General features: G+C 69.0%; 11 protein-coding genes. 5 read left to right on the top strand and 6 right to left on the bottom strand.

Annotation, left to right across the window (positions count from 1 at the left end; all coding sequences use genetic code 11):
- Positions 1-198 precede the first annotated feature (198 nt).
- Positions 199-3,423, bottom strand: coding sequence for an efflux RND transporter permease subunit (locus SNAS_RS15635; protein WP_013018413.1), 3,225 nt, complete (start codon positions 3,421-3,423; stop codon positions 199-201).
- A 128-nt stretch (positions 3,424-3,551) separates the two neighbouring features.
- Between SNAS_RS15635 and SNAS_RS15630 the strand changes: the two genes are divergently transcribed.
- Genes SNAS_RS15630 through SNAS_RS15620 form a run of 3 tightly spaced genes read left to right on the top strand, consistent with a single transcriptional unit; the run spans position 3,552 to position 7,312 of the window.
- Positions 3,552-4,007: a MarR family winged helix-turn-helix transcriptional regulator gene (locus SNAS_RS15630; RefSeq protein WP_013018412.1), complete on the top strand. Its 456-nt coding sequence runs from the start codon at positions 3,552-3,554 to the stop codon at positions 4,005-4,007.
- Positions 4,008-4,016: 9 nt separating this feature from the next.
- Complete coding sequence (locus tag SNAS_RS15625) at positions 4,017-6,575, top strand: PEP/pyruvate-binding domain-containing protein (RefSeq protein ID WP_013018411.1); 2,559 nt, start codon at positions 4,017-4,019, stop codon at positions 6,573-6,575.
- A 5-nt stretch (positions 6,576-6,580) separates the two neighbouring features.
- Entirely contained in the window at positions 6,581-7,312 is a 732-nt protein-coding gene (locus tag SNAS_RS15620; protein ID WP_013018410.1) for a dienelactone hydrolase family protein, read from the top strand.
- A gap of 14 nt (positions 7,313-7,326) precedes the next feature.
- On the opposite strand, the gene SNAS_RS15615 is transcribed toward SNAS_RS15620, so the two are convergent.
- Positions 7,327-10,086, bottom strand: a complete 2,760-nt coding sequence (locus SNAS_RS15615) for a DEAD/DEAH box helicase (RefSeq protein ID WP_013018409.1) — start codon at positions 10,084-10,086, stop codon at positions 7,327-7,329.
- An 81-nt stretch (positions 10,087-10,167) separates the two neighbouring features.
- On the opposite strand from SNAS_RS15615, the gene SNAS_RS15610 reads away from it, so the two are divergent.
- Positions 10,168-10,923: an HAD family hydrolase gene (locus SNAS_RS15610; RefSeq protein ID WP_083787125.1), complete on the top strand. Its 756-nt coding sequence runs from the start codon at positions 10,168-10,170 to the stop codon at positions 10,921-10,923.
- Here the strand turns inward: SNAS_RS15610 and SNAS_RS35750 are convergent.
- From SNAS_RS35750 to SNAS_RS32845, 3 genes are all read right to left on the bottom strand, one after another.
- The gene (locus tag SNAS_RS35750; RefSeq protein WP_013018407.1) at positions 10,910-11,065 is read right to left on the bottom strand and encodes a hypothetical protein; all 156 of its coding nucleotides are present in this window, start codon (positions 11,063-11,065) and stop codon (positions 10,910-10,912) included. The two genes, SNAS_RS15610 and SNAS_RS35750, sit on opposite strands and share 14 nt — an antisense overlap.
- A 91-nt stretch (positions 11,066-11,156) precedes the next feature.
- Complete coding sequence (locus SNAS_RS15605; protein ID WP_211207396.1) at positions 11,157-11,852, bottom strand: class F sortase; 696 nt, start codon at positions 11,850-11,852, stop codon at positions 11,157-11,159.
- Positions 11,839-12,672 carry a hypothetical protein gene (locus tag SNAS_RS32845; protein WP_144300504.1) on the bottom strand — a complete coding sequence of 278 codons (834 nt, stop codon included), beginning with the start codon at positions 12,670-12,672 and terminating at the stop codon, positions 11,839-11,841. Before SNAS_RS32845 ends, SNAS_RS15605 begins: the two co-directional genes overlap by 14 nt.
- Before the next feature lie 165 nt (positions 12,673-12,837).
- Between SNAS_RS32845 and SNAS_RS15595 the strand changes: the two genes are divergently transcribed.
- Positions 12,838-13,389: a hypothetical protein gene (locus SNAS_RS15595; RefSeq protein ID WP_013018404.1), complete on the top strand. Its 552-nt coding sequence runs from the start codon at positions 12,838-12,840 to the stop codon at positions 13,387-13,389.
- Between the two features lie 51 nt (positions 13,390-13,440).
- On the opposite strand, the gene metK is transcribed toward SNAS_RS15595, so the two are convergent.
- Positions 13,441-14,631 (bottom strand): methionine adenosyltransferase, encoded by a 1,191-nt coding sequence (gene metK / locus SNAS_RS15590; protein ID WP_013018403.1) that lies wholly within the window; start codon positions 14,629-14,631, stop codon positions 13,441-13,443.
- Between the last annotated feature and the right edge of the window lie 37 nt (positions 14,632-14,668).

Raw genomic sequence — 14,668 nt, 5'->3', positions numbered from 1 at the left:
TCCGCAGCCGGGTCCTCATCGCGGGCCATGTCCCGTTCCTCGCCGCCGACCAGGACATGGCGCTGGCCCTCGCCATCGCCCCGTTACGCCAACGGCGCGAAACCGCGTCGGGCAGGGATAGCGACCGGCCCCGGTCGCGTGCGATACGCGACCGGGGCCGGTTTCTTCGAACCGCGGCCTTCCCTTCGAGCGGGGTTGCTACCCCACCGCGGCCGGTTCGGGTTTCGACTGCGGCGCGGCCGCGTCGTCGCCGGACTTGGGTTTGCGGCGGAACCGTTCCTTGATCCGTTCGACCATCGTGTACAGCGCCGGGACCAGCAGCAGCGTCAACAGTGTCGACGACACCAGGCCACCGATGACCACGATCGCCAGCGACTGGGCGATGAACCCGCCCGAGCCGGTCACCCCGATCGCCATCGGGATCAGCGCCATGATCGTGGCGATGGCGGTCATGAGGATGGGTCGCAGGCGCCTGCGGCCACCGGCGATCACCGCCTCACGGATGCCCATGCCCTGCGCCCGGTACTGGTTGATCAGGTCGATCAACACGATCGCGTTGGTCACCACGATGCCGATGAGCATCAGCAGGCCGATCATGCCCGGCACGCCCAGCGGCACGTCGGTCAGTTTCAGCATCCCGATGGCACCGGTCGCGGCGAACGGAATCGACACCAGCAGGATCAGCGGCTGCACGAAGCTGCGGAACGTCGCCACCATCACCATGAACACCAAGGCGATGGCGATCAGCATCGCCAAACCGAGGTCGGCGAAGGCCTCCTCCTGGTCCTGGCTGGAACCGGCCACCTCGTAGCTGGTTCCCTCCGGCAGATCCAGGTCCTTCAGTTCCGTGTTCAGGTCGGTGGTGATGGCCCCCAGGTCGGAGACATCGGCCACCGCCGACACCGTCGCGGTGCGGTCGCCGTCGATGTGGCTGATCTCGGCGGGCGAGTCCACCTTCTCGACCTTGGCCACATCGGACAGTTTCTTCTCACCGGTCGCGGTCGGGATCTTCAGATCCTTGATCTCGCCGATGTCGGCCGGTTTGTCGTCACCGGCCAGGATGATGTCGCTGGCGGTGTCGTTGATGGTGATCTCACCGACCGGGGCGCCGTGGACCTGCTGGGCCACGAACTGCCCGATCGCCTGCTCGGTCAAACCGGCCTTGGCGGCCTTCTCCTTGTCGGCGGTCACCTGCACACGGGGCGCGGCGTCCTCCAGGTTGGAGGTGACGTCGCTGGTGCCCTTGACGTCCTCGACGACGCCCTCGACCTGCGAGGCGGCCTCTTCGAGGGAGTCGGTATCGCTGCCCTTGACGATGACCTCCACGGCGTTGCCGCCGGTGGCCTCGGCGCCGCCCTGCGCGCCGACGGTGATCTCACCGACGCCGGACAGGTCCTCGACCTTGTCGCGCAGGTCCTTTTCGACCTGTGGGGTCTTGGAGGCGTCGGCCACGGTGATCGTGTAGTTGGCCTTGTTGGACTTGGCGCCCACGCCACCGAAGAAGGCGTTGCCGCCGCCGATGGAGACCTGGTAGCTCTTCAGGTCGCCGTCGTCCTTGGCCTCGGCCAGGATCTCCTCGACCTTCTCCACGGCCTTGTCGGTGGTGCCCAGGGACGTGGCCACCGGCAGGGTCTGGCTCATCTGCGTGGTGTCCTGACCCGAGGAGTCCAGGAAGTTGGTCTTCAGGCCCGGGATCAACGCGAAGGTACCCACGAGCACACCGATGCCGATGAGGATCGTGACGGCCTTGAACCGGGTGGCGAACCGCAGCACCGGCACGTACATGCGCTGCAACGGACTGCGCAGTTCCCGCTCCTCGGCCTTGGCGCGCACCTCGGCGACCTTGTCGCCCTTGGGGGCCTTCAGGAACCAGTACGCCAGCACCGGCACCACCGTCAGCGACACGATCAGCGACGCCAGCAGCGCCACCGTCACGGTGATCGCGAACGAGGAGAACAGCTGCCCGACCATGCCCGACACGAACGCGATCGGCAGGAACACCGCCACGGTCGTCAACGTCGACGACGTCACCGCGCCGGAGACCTCACGGACACCGTTGATGACGGCCTCGCGTTTGGCCTCGCCGTAGCTGAGGTGGCGTTTGATGTTCTCCAGGACCACGATCGCGTCGTCCACGACCCGGCCCACCGAGATCGTCAACGCGCCCAGGGTCAGCATGTTCAGCGAGTAGTCGCCGATCCACAGTGATATCAACGCGATGACCACCGACAGCGGAATCGACACCGCCGTGACCAGTGTGGAACGTAGCGACAGCAGGAAGATCATGATGACCAGGACCGCGAACAGCAGACCCAGTCCGCCTTCGGTGGTCAGGTCGTCGATGGACTTCTCCACCGACGGCGCCTGGTCGAAGATCACCGACATCTCGACCTCGTCGCCCAAAGTGTCCTTCAGGTCGTCGAGTTTGGCGTCGATGTCGTGGGAGATGTTGACGGCGTTGCCGTCGGAGGTCATGGTCACCGAGATGCCCAGACTCTCCTTGCCGTTGGTGCGGGTGATCGAGGTCGCCGTCTCCGGCTCCTTCTTCACCTCGGCCACCGAACCCAGCTTCACCGGTTTCGCGGCGGCGGCACCGCCCTGTTGGCCGCCCGCCTGTCCACCGGCCTGGCCGCCCCCGCCTTGCTGCGACTGGCCGCCCGAGGCCGAGGCTCCCGGCGTCAGGTAGAGGTTCTCGATGTCCTCGACGCTTTTCAGGCTCTCGCCGACCTGGACGCTCATGGACTTGTCGCCCTCGGTCAGCGTCCCGGCCGGAACCGAGACACCGTTGGCCTCCAGCGCCGTGGGGATGGCGGTGGGCGACAGGCCCTTCTTCGTCATCTCCTCGGTGTCGGGGGTGATGGTCACCTGCTCGGCACGAGCACCGGTGACCTGCGCCTCCTTGACGTTGTCGACGCTTTCCAGCTCCGGGACCACCGTGGTCTCCAGCTTGTCCAGCAGCTTGGCCTCGCCGTCGTCGCTGTCGTCGCCGTTGGACACCGCCAGCGCCACCACGGGGATGTCGTCGGTGCTTCCGGCGATGACCCGCGGCTCGACGTCGTCGGGCAGCTCGGCTTCGACCTTGTTGACGGCCTCCTGGATGTCGGAGACGATCTCGTCGGATTCCCGGTCGTAATCGAAGGCCACCCTGACCTGCGACATGCCCTCGCTGGAGGTGGAGGTGACTTCCTCGGCACCGTCCAGGTTCTTCAGGCTGTTCTCGATGGGCTTGGTGACCTGTTCCTCGACGATCTGCGGCGAAGCGCCGGCGTAGCCGGAGGCCACCGTGGCCATCGGCAGTGACAGTGAGGGGAACAGTTGCTGCTTCAGCTGCGGAATCACATACGCGCCGATGCCCGTGAGCACCACCGCGATCATGATGACAAGACTGCGATTGGCTAGGCTCAGCCTGGCCAGTCTGGTCATGGGAAACTCCCCTTACGGATTGGAGGGTTGACTTCGGGGTCGAACCGACATTAACATTTCGTATGATGCGAAATATTCGCATCTCAGTGTTTTCTCAGGTTTGCCGAACTGTCTATAGAGGTGTTGCCGTGGTCACTCAGGATGAGCGCGAAGAACTGATCTCCAACATCTCGGCCCTGCAACGGGACATGGCGCGGCATTTCGCCCACGACCGGACAATGCCGCTGTTGGCGTCGTCGCTGACGATGCAGCAGTTCAAGATCCTCATCATCCTGACCACACAGGACGACCTGGCCGGGCAGGAACTGGCCGAACGCCTGGGCGTCAAACTGGGCACCGTCACCGGCATCGTCGACCGCCTCGTCGCCCAGGATCTGGTGCGCCGCACCGAAGACGTCCACGACCGCCGGATCCGGCGGGTGTCGCTGACCGACGAGGGCCTGGACCTGATGGAGGAGATCACCGACAACGGCCTGTCGCAGTTCCGCAAGATCCTCGGCGAACTCGACACCGACGAACTGCGCCAGACCCTCCACGTCACACAGGTGTTGCGCGACGCCGCCATCCGGCTGAACGACTCGTAGACTCCACGGATGCCACAGCATCCTTTGTGGCTTCGGCTCGACGCCGAGGCCGCCGCCACCCACAACACCGGCGGCAAAGGCGCGTCACTGGCCATCATGGCCCGCGCCAAACTACCGGTCCCGCAAGGATTCCACGTCACCACCGCCGCCTACGAGTCCTTCACCTCCGGCCTGAATCCACACTCCATCGTGGCGGGCATCGACGTCACCGACGCCAAGGCACTGGCTGAGGCGTGCCGGACGGTGGCCGAACTGCTGGAGGCCGCGCCCATGCCCGACGCGGTAGCCGAGGCCATCGCCGCCGGTTACGCCACCCTGAGCGGTGCGGCGGTCGCGGTACGGTCCTCGGCCACCGCCGAGGACCTGCCCGAGGCGTCGTTCGCCGGGCAGATGGAGTCCTACCTCAACATCGTCGGCGTCGAGGCCGTCACCGCCGCTGTCAAACGCTGCTGGCTGTCACTGTGGACCGAACGGGCCGTGGAATACCGGGCCCGCAACGACATCGCCGCCGACGACGTGTCGATGGCCGTGGTCGTGCAGGAACTCATCGACGCCGAAGCCGCCGGGGTCATGTTCACCGCCAACCCCGTCACCGGCGCCCGCGACCAGATCATCATCAACGCCGCCTGGGGCCTCGGTGAGGCCGTCGTGTCCGGGAAGGTCTCGGCCGACACCATCACCGTCGACGCCAACAGCGGCGCCGTCGTCGACCAGACCATCGCCGACAAGACTGTCAAGACGGTGCGCGTCGACGGCGGCACCGTCGAGACCGACGTACCCGAAGACCAACGCGGTCTCCCGGTCCTGGACGACGAAGCCGCGGCGAGGCTGGCCGCGCTGGGCGCCCGCGTCGTCGCGCTGTACCGCCAGCCCATGGACATCGAATGGGCCCTCGCCGACGGCGCCTTCACGGTGTTGCAGGCCCGGCCCATCACCAACCTGGCCGCCGCACCCGTCGCGCGCGAGGAGTGGAACGACAGTCTGAACGGCGACTTCCTGTGGACGGCGTCCAACGTGGCCGAAGCCGTCCCCAGCATCATGACCCCCATAACCTGGTCGATGACCAAGAACAACCTGGGCGCGGCCATGGCCATCCCCGGACTGGGCGAGCACCGGGTGTGCGGCAACATCGGCGGCCGCCTGTACATCAACTACAGCCTGCTGATGGGGGTGGCCAAGGCTTTGGGCATGGGTTCGCTCATGCGCAAGGCCGGCGCGCTGGCCTTCGGCGTACCACCGGCCGCCGCGGGCATGCCACGACCGCCGTTCTCGTGGTGGAAGACCATCCGGCTGGTGCTGCCCGACGCGCGCCGCTTCGCCGCCGAGGTCAAGCACTACCAAAAGAACCTCGACGACTACGTCGCGAAGTTCCCGGCGCGCTGCGACACCGCCCGCACCGCGATCGCAGCCGCCACCACCGTCGCCGAGCTGGCCGAGGTCTGGACGAACCAATGCGTCGGGCTGGGACACGACGCGCCCCGGATGCTGGCCGCCGGAGGCCGCGTCAACGGCAACGCGCTGGCCAAACTGCGGCCCTGGCTGCTCAAGTACGTCGACGACGCCGACGCCAACGCGCTGGTCACCGGCGCCCACACCACCACTGAATCGCTGGCGAGCCTCGGCCCGCTGCTGGGCCTGCGGCAACTGGCCGACGGCGACATCGACGCCGACACCTACATCGCCCGGTGGGGACACCGCTGCCCCGACGAGATGGAGATGTACGCGCCCCGCCCCGCCGAGGACCCGAACTGGCTCGACGCGCAACTGGCCGGGCTCAAGGACGCCCCCGACGTCGACGCGCTGCTGGCCCGCCAGACCGAGGCCAAGGACGCCGCGATGAAACGCTTCACCGCCAACCACCCCGGCAAGGTCGCCGCACTGGCCAAACGCATGAACGCCGCCACCGAGGCGGTGCGCGCCCGCGAGGCCGCCCGCTCCGAAGCCGTGCGGGTCGCGTGGGTGACCCGCGAGTTCCTGCTGCGGCTGGGCGAGATCACCGGCCACGGCGACGACGTGTTCTTCTGCGAGTTCGAGGAGATCGAGGCCCTGCTGGACGGCGACGACACCGCCACCGCCCGGGTGCCCGCCCGTCGCGCCACCTACGACCACTACCGCACCCTGCCGGTGTACCCGACCTGGATCCGGGGCGCGTTCGACCCCGAGGCATGGGCCGCCGATCCGGCGCGGCGCGGCGACCTGGCCGCACCCAACGCGGGCGCCGCCGCGCGCGGTGACACCGTCGTGGGCACCGCCGGGTCGACCGGCGTCGTCGAAGGCGTCGCCCGGGTCGTGGCCGACATGAGCCAGGCCCACCGCATCGACGTCGGCGACATCCTCGTCACCAAGATCACCAACATCGGCTGGACCCCGGTGTTCCCCAGGCTCGGCGCGGTCGTCACCGACATCGGGGCCTCCCTGTCCCACGCGTCCATCGTGGCCAGGGAACTGGGGATCCCGGCCGTCGTGGGTTGCGGCGACGCCACCACCCGCATCAACGACGGCGACCGCGTCCGCGTCGACGGCGGAAACGGCACAGTGGAGATTGTGGAGCGTGGCGACGTAGAGTAGTCGGTGTGAACCAGATCCCGCCCACGAAGGCACCCTTCGTCCTTTCCACCCCCGACCTGGCTCCCGACCCCATCGGCGACGACATCGACGTCTACCTGCCCGACGGCGACTGGCAGGTCCCGGCCGTGGTCTACGTGCACGGCATGCCCTACCCGTCCGAGTGGCCGGGACCGCGCGTGTGGCCGGTGTACCTCGGCTACGGCCGCGCCACCGCCGAACGCGGCGCCGCCGGGGTGGTGTTCACCCACTCCTCCGGCGACGAACCCGACTACGACGCCTCGGCGGCGAAACTGGACGCCGTCATCGACGCCGTGCGCGAACATCCCCGCGTCGACGGCGACCGGCTGTCGCTGTGGCACTTCTCCGGCGGCGGTCCACTGTCGGCGGACTACCTGCGCGAGCCCCCGCCGTGGCTGCGGTGCCTGGCGTTGACGTACCCGATGCTGGACGACGTGCGCGGTTTCGGTATCCCGCAACGGATGCGGCCCATCGACGCCATCGCCCACGCGGGACGGTTGCCGGTGGTGCTGTCCAACGCCGGACGCGAACGCGAGGACCTGGCCGAGGCGGTGACCCGGTTCCGGGCAGCCGCCTCGAATGCCGACGCGAACCTGACCGTCATCGAAGTCCCCGACGGCCAGCACGGCTTCGACTTCGCCGACCACACGCAGCAGTCGCGCCAGGCCGTGACCCAAGCACTCGACACCGTCCTCGGCCACCTGCGGCAAGGCAGCTGAGGCCGAGGCTGGCCTCAACTGTCGGCGACCACGCCCCGGCGCACGGCGTCGGCCGCCGCCAGCGCCGTCGAGTACAGCGGCGAGGACGGGCCCGCCGCCGAAGCCAACTGCCCCAACAGGTCGATGGTCTGGCGAGCCCAGCGCACGAAGTCACCGGCGGGCATCGAACCGTCGGGGCCGTCCCCGGCGGCCAGCACCTTGGCCAAAGGTTCGCCCCGCGCCCAGCGGTACATGGGCCACACGAACCCCAGGTCGGGTTCGCCGGTCAGGCTCAGGCCGTGCCTCGACTCGTCGGCGTGGATGGCGTCGAACCGTCGCAGCGTCGCGGCCACCGCCGAGGCGACATTGCCCTTGGGCAGCGCGGGTGACATGTCGGCGTCACGCCGCGACTCGTACAAAACGATGCTGGCCACCGCGGCCAGTTCCGGTGCCGACAGGCCGTCCCACACGCCCTCGCGGACGCATTCGGCGACCAGCAGGTCCGATTCCGACCAGATCCGCGACAGCACCCGCCCGGCGTCGGTGACGGTGCCCGAGGCGATGTACCCGTAGTCGCTGAGCATGTCCCGCACCCGGTCGAAGGTGCGCGCCAGCGAACCCGACCGGCGGTTGACCTTCGTTTGCAGCCGCTCGTAGTCCGACAGCAGCCGCTGCCTGCGGTTGGCCTGGCGGGCGTGCTCGTTGACGTCGGGACATTCGTGGCACGGGTGCGCCCGCAACTGGGCCCGCAGCTTCTCCAGCTCCGGGTCGTCACCGGCGCGGCGCCGACGGCCGCGTTCCACCGCGCCGGGTGCCGTGGCCGCCGCGGCCCGCAACGCCGCCGACAGGTCACGCCGCAGCGCCGGGTTGCGGTGGTTGAAGTGCTTGGGCACCTTGATGCGCGCCAGCGCCTCCACCGCCTGCGGGAACGCCGAACCGGCCAGCCGGCCAGCCCAGCGGGCCTCGGTCAGCACCAGCGGACGCTGCTCGCCGTCGCGGCCCGCCCGGGACAGACCGGGATCCAGCACGACGGCCAGGCCCGCGCGGCGACCGGCCGGGATCCGGATGACGTCGCCGACGCGCAGTCGCGCCAGTGAGGCGCGCGCGTCGGTGCGGGCGTCGGCCTTGCGCTGCCGCGACGCGCGTTTCTCGCGGTCGGTGGCGGCCATGCGCAACGCGAAGTACTCCTCGAAGTCGCCGCGGTCGCACGAGATCAACGGGTCGAACTCGCCGGCGGCGCGGCGCGCGGCGCGGGCCTGCTCGGCCAGGCCCACCACGGTGCGGTCGGCCTGGAACTGCGCGAAACTCGACGACAGCAACTCCCGGGACTTGTCGGTGCCCAGGGTCGCGATCAGGTTGATCGCCATGTTGTACGAGGGCGAGAAACTGGAGTTGAGCGGGTAGGTGCGCGTCGAGGCCAGGCCCGCCACGTGCCGGGGGTCGACGTCGGCGCCCCAGATGGTGACCGCGTGGCCCTCGATGTCGATGCCGCGTCGTCCGGCCCGGCCGGTCAGCTGGGTGTACTCCCCCGGCGTCAGGTCGACGTGTTCCTCGCCGTTGTACTTGACCAGCCGCTCCAGCACCACGGTGCGGGCGGGCATGTTGATGCCCAGCGCCAGGGTCTCGGTGGCGAACACGACCTTGACCAGGCCGGCGGCGAACAGCTCCTCCACGATCTCCTTGAACACCGGCAACAGGCCCGCGTGGTGGGCGGCCAGGCCGCGTTGCAGCCCGTCCAGGAACGGGTAGTAGCCCAGGGCGTTGAGGTCGGAGGTGGAGATGTGCGCGACGCGGGCGTTGGCGACGCGGGCGATCTCGGCCTCCTCGCCCGGGTCGGTCAGCCGCAGCCCGTCCAGCAGGCACTGGCTGACGGCCGCGTCGCACGCGGCCCGGCTGAAGATGAACACGATCGCGGGCAGCAGCGCCTCGGAGTCGAGCTTGGCGATCACGTCGCTGCGGTACGGCGGCCTCGGGCGGCGCATCCGGCCGCGCCGGTCGTAGCCCAGGCGGCGTTCCTGTTCCCGGATGTGGCGCATCAGTTGCGGGTGCACCTCGGTGCGGTCGTCGCCCTCGGTGGCGAACAGGTCGAACAGGCGGCGGCCCACCATGATGTGCTGCCACAGCGGCACCGGACGGTGCTCGGACACCACGACCTCGGTGTGGCCGCGCAGCGACACCAGCCAGTCGGCGAACTCCTCGGCGTTGGACACCGTCGCCGACAACGACACCAGGCTCACCGAGGCGGGCAGGTGGATGATGACCTCCTCCCACACGGCGCCGCGGAACCGGTCGGCCAGGTAGTGCACCTCGTCCATGACCACGAAGCCCAGCCCCTCCAGGGTGGCCGAGCGGGCGTAGAGCATGTTGCGCAGCACCTCGGTGGTCATGACCACCACCGGCGCCTCACCGTTGATGACGGTGTCGCCGGTCAGCAGGCCCACCTTGTCGGCGCCGTGCACGGCCACCAGGTCGTGGAACTTCTGGTTCGACAGCGCCTTGATGGGTGTCGTGTAGAAGCACTTGCGGCCCTTGGACAACGCCAGGTGGACGGCGAACTCCCCCACGATCGTCTTGCCCGCGCCGGTGGGGGCGCACACCAGCACCCCGGAGCCGCGTTCCAGGCCCTGGCAGGCCTCGATCTGGAAGTCGTCCAGGTCGAAGGACAGCCGGGAGGAGAAATCGGCGAGCTGAGGGAACTGCGACCGCCAGCGTGCCGCGGCGTAGCGCGTCGCCGGTGAGTCGGTGCCCTTGTCCGCCGTGTCAGCCGGGCGTTCGCGCGGACGCGGAGTTGTCATGCCCGCAAGAGTAGTGTGCGACCTGGCCGACACACGGACTAGGAAACACCCGCGGGCCACTGCGCGGTCGGCCGCGCGGCGATGGGTATTGTCCCTTCCGTGCTCCCGAATAACCCAGACGACACCGGCCCCGCAACCACCGTTCGGCCGATTCGTGCTGTCCTTTTTGACTTCCACGGCACGCTCGCGCAGGTCGAGTCACCCAGCGTGTCGGTGGAGCACGCCGCCGCGGCCGCCGGTGTCACACTGCCGCAGTACCGGGCCACCGTCTTGGGCGATGCCCTGGGCGCCTTGGGTTGGGTGGGTTCGGGGCAACCGGCGAAGGTGCTGCCGTACTTCGCGCAGGCCTGGGCCGACCGGGACCTGTCCGAAATAGACCACCGGGAGGCGTTCGTGGGTCTGGCCTCGCAGACCTCGGGCGCGTTCGAGGGTTTCGCCGAGGGCATGTACGAGCGGTTGTGTTCCCCGGAGGGCTGGGTGGCCTACCCGGACACGATCCCGACGCTGGAGGCGTTGCGGGCCGCGGCCATCCCGATCGCGCTGGTCAGCAACATCGGTTTCGACGTGCGTCCGGTGGCCAAGCATCTGGGGTTCGACCACCTCATCGACCACTGGATACTGTCCTATGAGGTCAGGTGTTGTAAGCCGGAGCCGGAGATCTTCCGGGAGGCGTGTCTGCGGCTGGAGGTCGAACCCGACGAGGCGCTCATGGTCGGCGACTCGTTCGCCGACGCCGCGGCCACCCAGTTGGGTATCCGCACGTTCCTGCTGCCGCACGCCGGGCCCGGGGAACCGGTGGGCCTGTCGGCGGTGCCCAGTCTCGTCAGTCGAGTGTGACGGCCAGCGCCAGCACCGCCAACGCTCCCAACAGCACCGCCCGGGTCACGATGACCGCCAGCGCCGCGGTGCGGTCGCAGTCCTTGGACGTCTTGCCTCGCGCCTGGCTCACCACGGTGTGCCGGTTGAATGTTCGCTGCACACAGCCACTATGCGCCCGTTTCGGCGCGTCGTCGCGGATCTTGACGGTTTCTTGACACGTGTTGGGGAGACGGCGACGCCGCGCTGACGACTCAGGTGGCCATGGTCGCGTACACCACGATGTTGTGGGTGTAGCTGCGGCGCTTGGTGTCGAAGTTCCCGCCGCAGGTGATCAGCCGCAGCGCGGCGTAGCCGGTGTTGGTGAACACCGCCCCGTAGGGGAACTTCTTCTTCGGGTAGGACTCGACCAGGTCGACGGTGAAGGTGACGTCGCGGCCGTCGCGGCGGGACACGACGATGGAGTCGCCGGTCTCCAGCGACCCCAGGTCGTAGAACACCGCAGCGCCGCTGCGCCGCGAGTCGACGTGTCCGACCAGGGCCGCCGTCCCGATCTGGCCGGGCGCGGGGCCGTGGCTGTACCAGCCGGTCTGGTGCGGTTGGTCCAGGTCGGGGGCCTCGATGGTGCCGTCGCGGTCCAGTCCCACCGGCGTGACCGGCGAGTGCACGCCGATGGCGGCGATATCGACCACCGTCGGGGTCGACCGTGACAGGCCCGGTGGCGCGATTTGGCCGGGCGACAGCGACGGCACCGGCGGCACACTGGGCGGGACCGGTACCGCCTGCGGCTGCGGCGAGGTGCTCGGCAGCGGCGTCAACGCCCCCAGCATCAGCCCGCAACCGGCCGCCGCGATCACCGTCAGCGTCAGGCACACCGCCACCGGCCGGGGAATCCGCTGCCCGGAGGCGGTGGCGATGCCGCGCGGCCCGGATCGGCTACGCCGAGACACCGAGCCCGCGGCGTTGCATGTAGATCGCGCCGCCCAGCGCGGCCGCGGCCAGCATGCCGCCGCCGATCAGGGCCAGCATGGTGCCGTTGCCGCCCGAAGCGGTAGTGCCGTCTCCGGCGGTGGTGCCGCCGGTGGACACGGTGAACCCGGCCGTTTGGGTCTTGCCGTCCTCGGAGCACAACAGGACGCCGTCGTACTCGCCGGGTTTGGTGTCCTTGGTGACCACCAGCGACTGGCTGACCTTGCCGTCGGCTTCGGCTTCGATGCCGCTCTTCTCGGTGTACGGCTGCCCGGAACCGTCGGCGGCGCCGTAGTAGACCTTGGCGTCCTTGGTGTCCTTGTCGCACCAACCGGTGATGGTGATGGTGCCGCCGGGTGCGACGGTGTTGGGGGAAACCGTCATCGACTTGTCCTGGGTCGGTGAGGCTGACGGCGACGGGGACTTGTCGTCCTCGACGACGATGATCGTGAAGTCGTTCTTGACGATGTTGGTGTCGCCGCACTGCACCGACACCGAGTAGTCGCCCTTCTTGACGTCCTTGGGCAGTTCGATCTCGACGTCGGCCTTGCCGTCGGCGTCGGTGTTGGCGCTGGTCTCGCCGTTCTTGTCGGTGGAACCCTTGCGGCTGTACCACACGGTCGCCTTCACGTCGCCCTTCTCGCAGTTGACGGTGACGTTGAGCGTCTGACCGGCCTCGATCTTCTCGTCCGAGCTGGCGATGCTGACCTGGTCCTCGGCCGCGACCGCCACCGCCGGCAGCAGCACCACCCCGGCCACGGTCATCGCCCCGGCCGCGTAACACAGTCGTGTCCATCTCACGTGACAACACCCCCGATGTGTGCGCGTCTACTTGGCGCCCAAGGCAGAAGCTAACACGGGGTGCGTGCGCGACTTCCCGCTTTGGCGCAAAACGCGTGCGATCCCGCCAGCGGCATCGGGTCGCGACCTAGACGCGGCCTAGACGACCGTGCTTAGCGTGAAGCCATGACCGCTCTGCTCACCACCGCGCGACTGGCCGTGTCCGGCGGCTCGGCCGACTGGAGCTTCGCCTACCGCGACGGACACGGCGGTGTCGTGGCCACCGCGGCCCCCGTCACCGCCGAACAGCCGCCACACGGGTGGCGCGGCTGGTTCAGCACCGACCACAACCTGGGCCGGGTCGTGGTGCGTGTGGACGATCCCGCCGGGACGCCACTGTTCTTCGCCGACCGGCAGCCGGTGCCGCCATCCACCGGGGCCACACCACCGTGCGCGATCCTGGCACCCCACGGCGGGCTGTTGGGCCGCGTCGCCGTCGACACCGCCCGCCGCCACCGGGCGCACCGGATCCTCGGCGCCGACGACACGGTGCTGTTCGAGGTCGTGTGGGAGCCGAGTGGCCGCTACGGCGACTTCACCGCCCCCGACGGGTCCGTGGCCGCCCGCTACCACCCGGCGCAGGGCCTGTGGTTCCAGCGGCGGCTGCCGAGTGCCGAGCACACCCTGGTGGTGGCGTTCCCGGTGGCGCTGGCACTGTTGGGCACCACCGGGACGTGAGAAACCGCCCGAGGGGAGACCCCTCGGGCGGTTCGATGAAGCTATGGCTGGTTAGACCGCGGCCTTGAGCGCGTCGACACGGTCGGTGGTCTCCCACGACAGCTCCGGCAGCTCGCGTCCGAAGTGTCCATAGGCGGCCGTCTGCCGGTAGATGGGGCGCAACAGGTTCAGGTCGCGGATGATCGCGGCCGGACGCAGGTCGAAGACCTTGCCGATGGCCTCTTCGATCTTGGCGACCGGGATGGTCTCGGTGCCGAAGGTCTCGACCCGGACGCTGACCGGGTGCGCCTTGCCGATGGCGTAGGCGACCTGGGTCTCGCAGCGCTCGGCCAGACCGGCGGCCACGACGTTCTTGGCGACCCAACGCATCGCGTAGGCCGCGGAACGGTCCACCTTGGACGGGTCCTTGCCGGAGAAGGCGCCTCCGCCGTGCCGGGCGTAACCGCCGTAGGTGTCCACGATGATCTTGCGGCCGGTCAGACCGGCGTCGCCCATCGGGCCACCGATCTCGAAGCGGCCGGTCGGGTTGACCAGCAACCTAAAGTCGCTGACGTCGATGTCCAGGGCCTTCAGCTCCGGGGCCACCACGTGCTCGGCGATGTCGGGCGTCATCAGCGAGTCCAGCGACACGTCGGGCGCGTGCTGGCTCGACACCACGACGGTGTTGAGCTTGACCGGCTTGAGGTCGTCGTACTCGATGGTGACCTGGGTCTTGCCGTCGGGACGCAGGTACGGCACGGTGCCGTCCTTGCGCACGGCCGACAGTCGCTGCGACAGCCGGTGCGACAGCGCGATCGGCAGCGGCATCAGTTCGGGGGTCTCGCCGCAGGCGAAGCCGAACATCATGCCCTGGTCGCCGGCGCCCTGCAGGTCCAGCGCGTCGTGGTCGGAAGCGTCCTCACGCGACTCCAGGGCCTTGTCGACGCCCTGGGCGATGTCCGGCGACTGCGATCCGATGGAGACACTGACGCCACACGACGCACCATCGAAGCCCTTTTTGGACGAGTCGTAGCCGATGCCCAGGATCGTCTCGCGGACGATGGAGGGGATGTCCGCGTAGGCGCCGGTGGTGACCTCGCCGGCCACGTGCACCTGGCCGGTCGTGATGAGGGTCTCCACCGCGACCCGGCTGGCGGGGTCCTCGGTCAGGAGGGCATCGAGGATGCCGTCACTGATCTGGTCGGCGATCTTGTCGGGGTGACCCTCGGTGACGGACTCCGAGGTGAATAGGCGGCGTGCCACAGCGCTCCTAGAGTGGTGGTGTACGTGGGACAAGCTA

This window comes from Stackebrandtia nassauensis DSM 44728 (assembly GCF_000024545.1).
Classification (GTDB): domain Bacteria; phylum Actinomycetota; class Actinomycetes; order Mycobacteriales; family Micromonosporaceae; genus Stackebrandtia; species Stackebrandtia nassauensis.
The sequence above is the reverse complement of the archived record's forward strand: the minus strand, read 5'-3'. Positions and strand labels throughout refer to the sequence as shown.

What these genes read in the sequence shown, in the direction of transcription:
- SNAS_RS15610 (WP_083787125.1), top strand. Translation starts at nt 10,168, where the DNA reads ATGGGTATTGTCCCTTCCGTGCTCCCGAATAACCCAGACGACACCGGC.
- SNAS_RS15635 (WP_013018413.1), bottom strand. Translation starts at nt 3,423, where the DNA reads ATGACCAGACTGGCCAGGCTGAGCCTAGCCAATCGCAGTCTTGTCATC.
- SNAS_RS15625 (WP_013018411.1), top strand. Translation starts at nt 4,017, where the DNA reads ATGCCACAGCATCCTTTGTGGCTTCGGCTCGACGCCGAGGCCGCCGCC.
- SNAS_RS15615 (WP_013018409.1), bottom strand. Translation starts at nt 10,086, where the DNA reads ATGACAACTCCGCGTCCGCGCGAACGCCCGGCTGACACGGCGGACAAG.
- SNAS_RS15595 (WP_013018404.1), top strand. Translation starts at nt 12,838, where the DNA reads ATGACCGCTCTGCTCACCACCGCGCGACTGGCCGTGTCCGGCGGCTCG.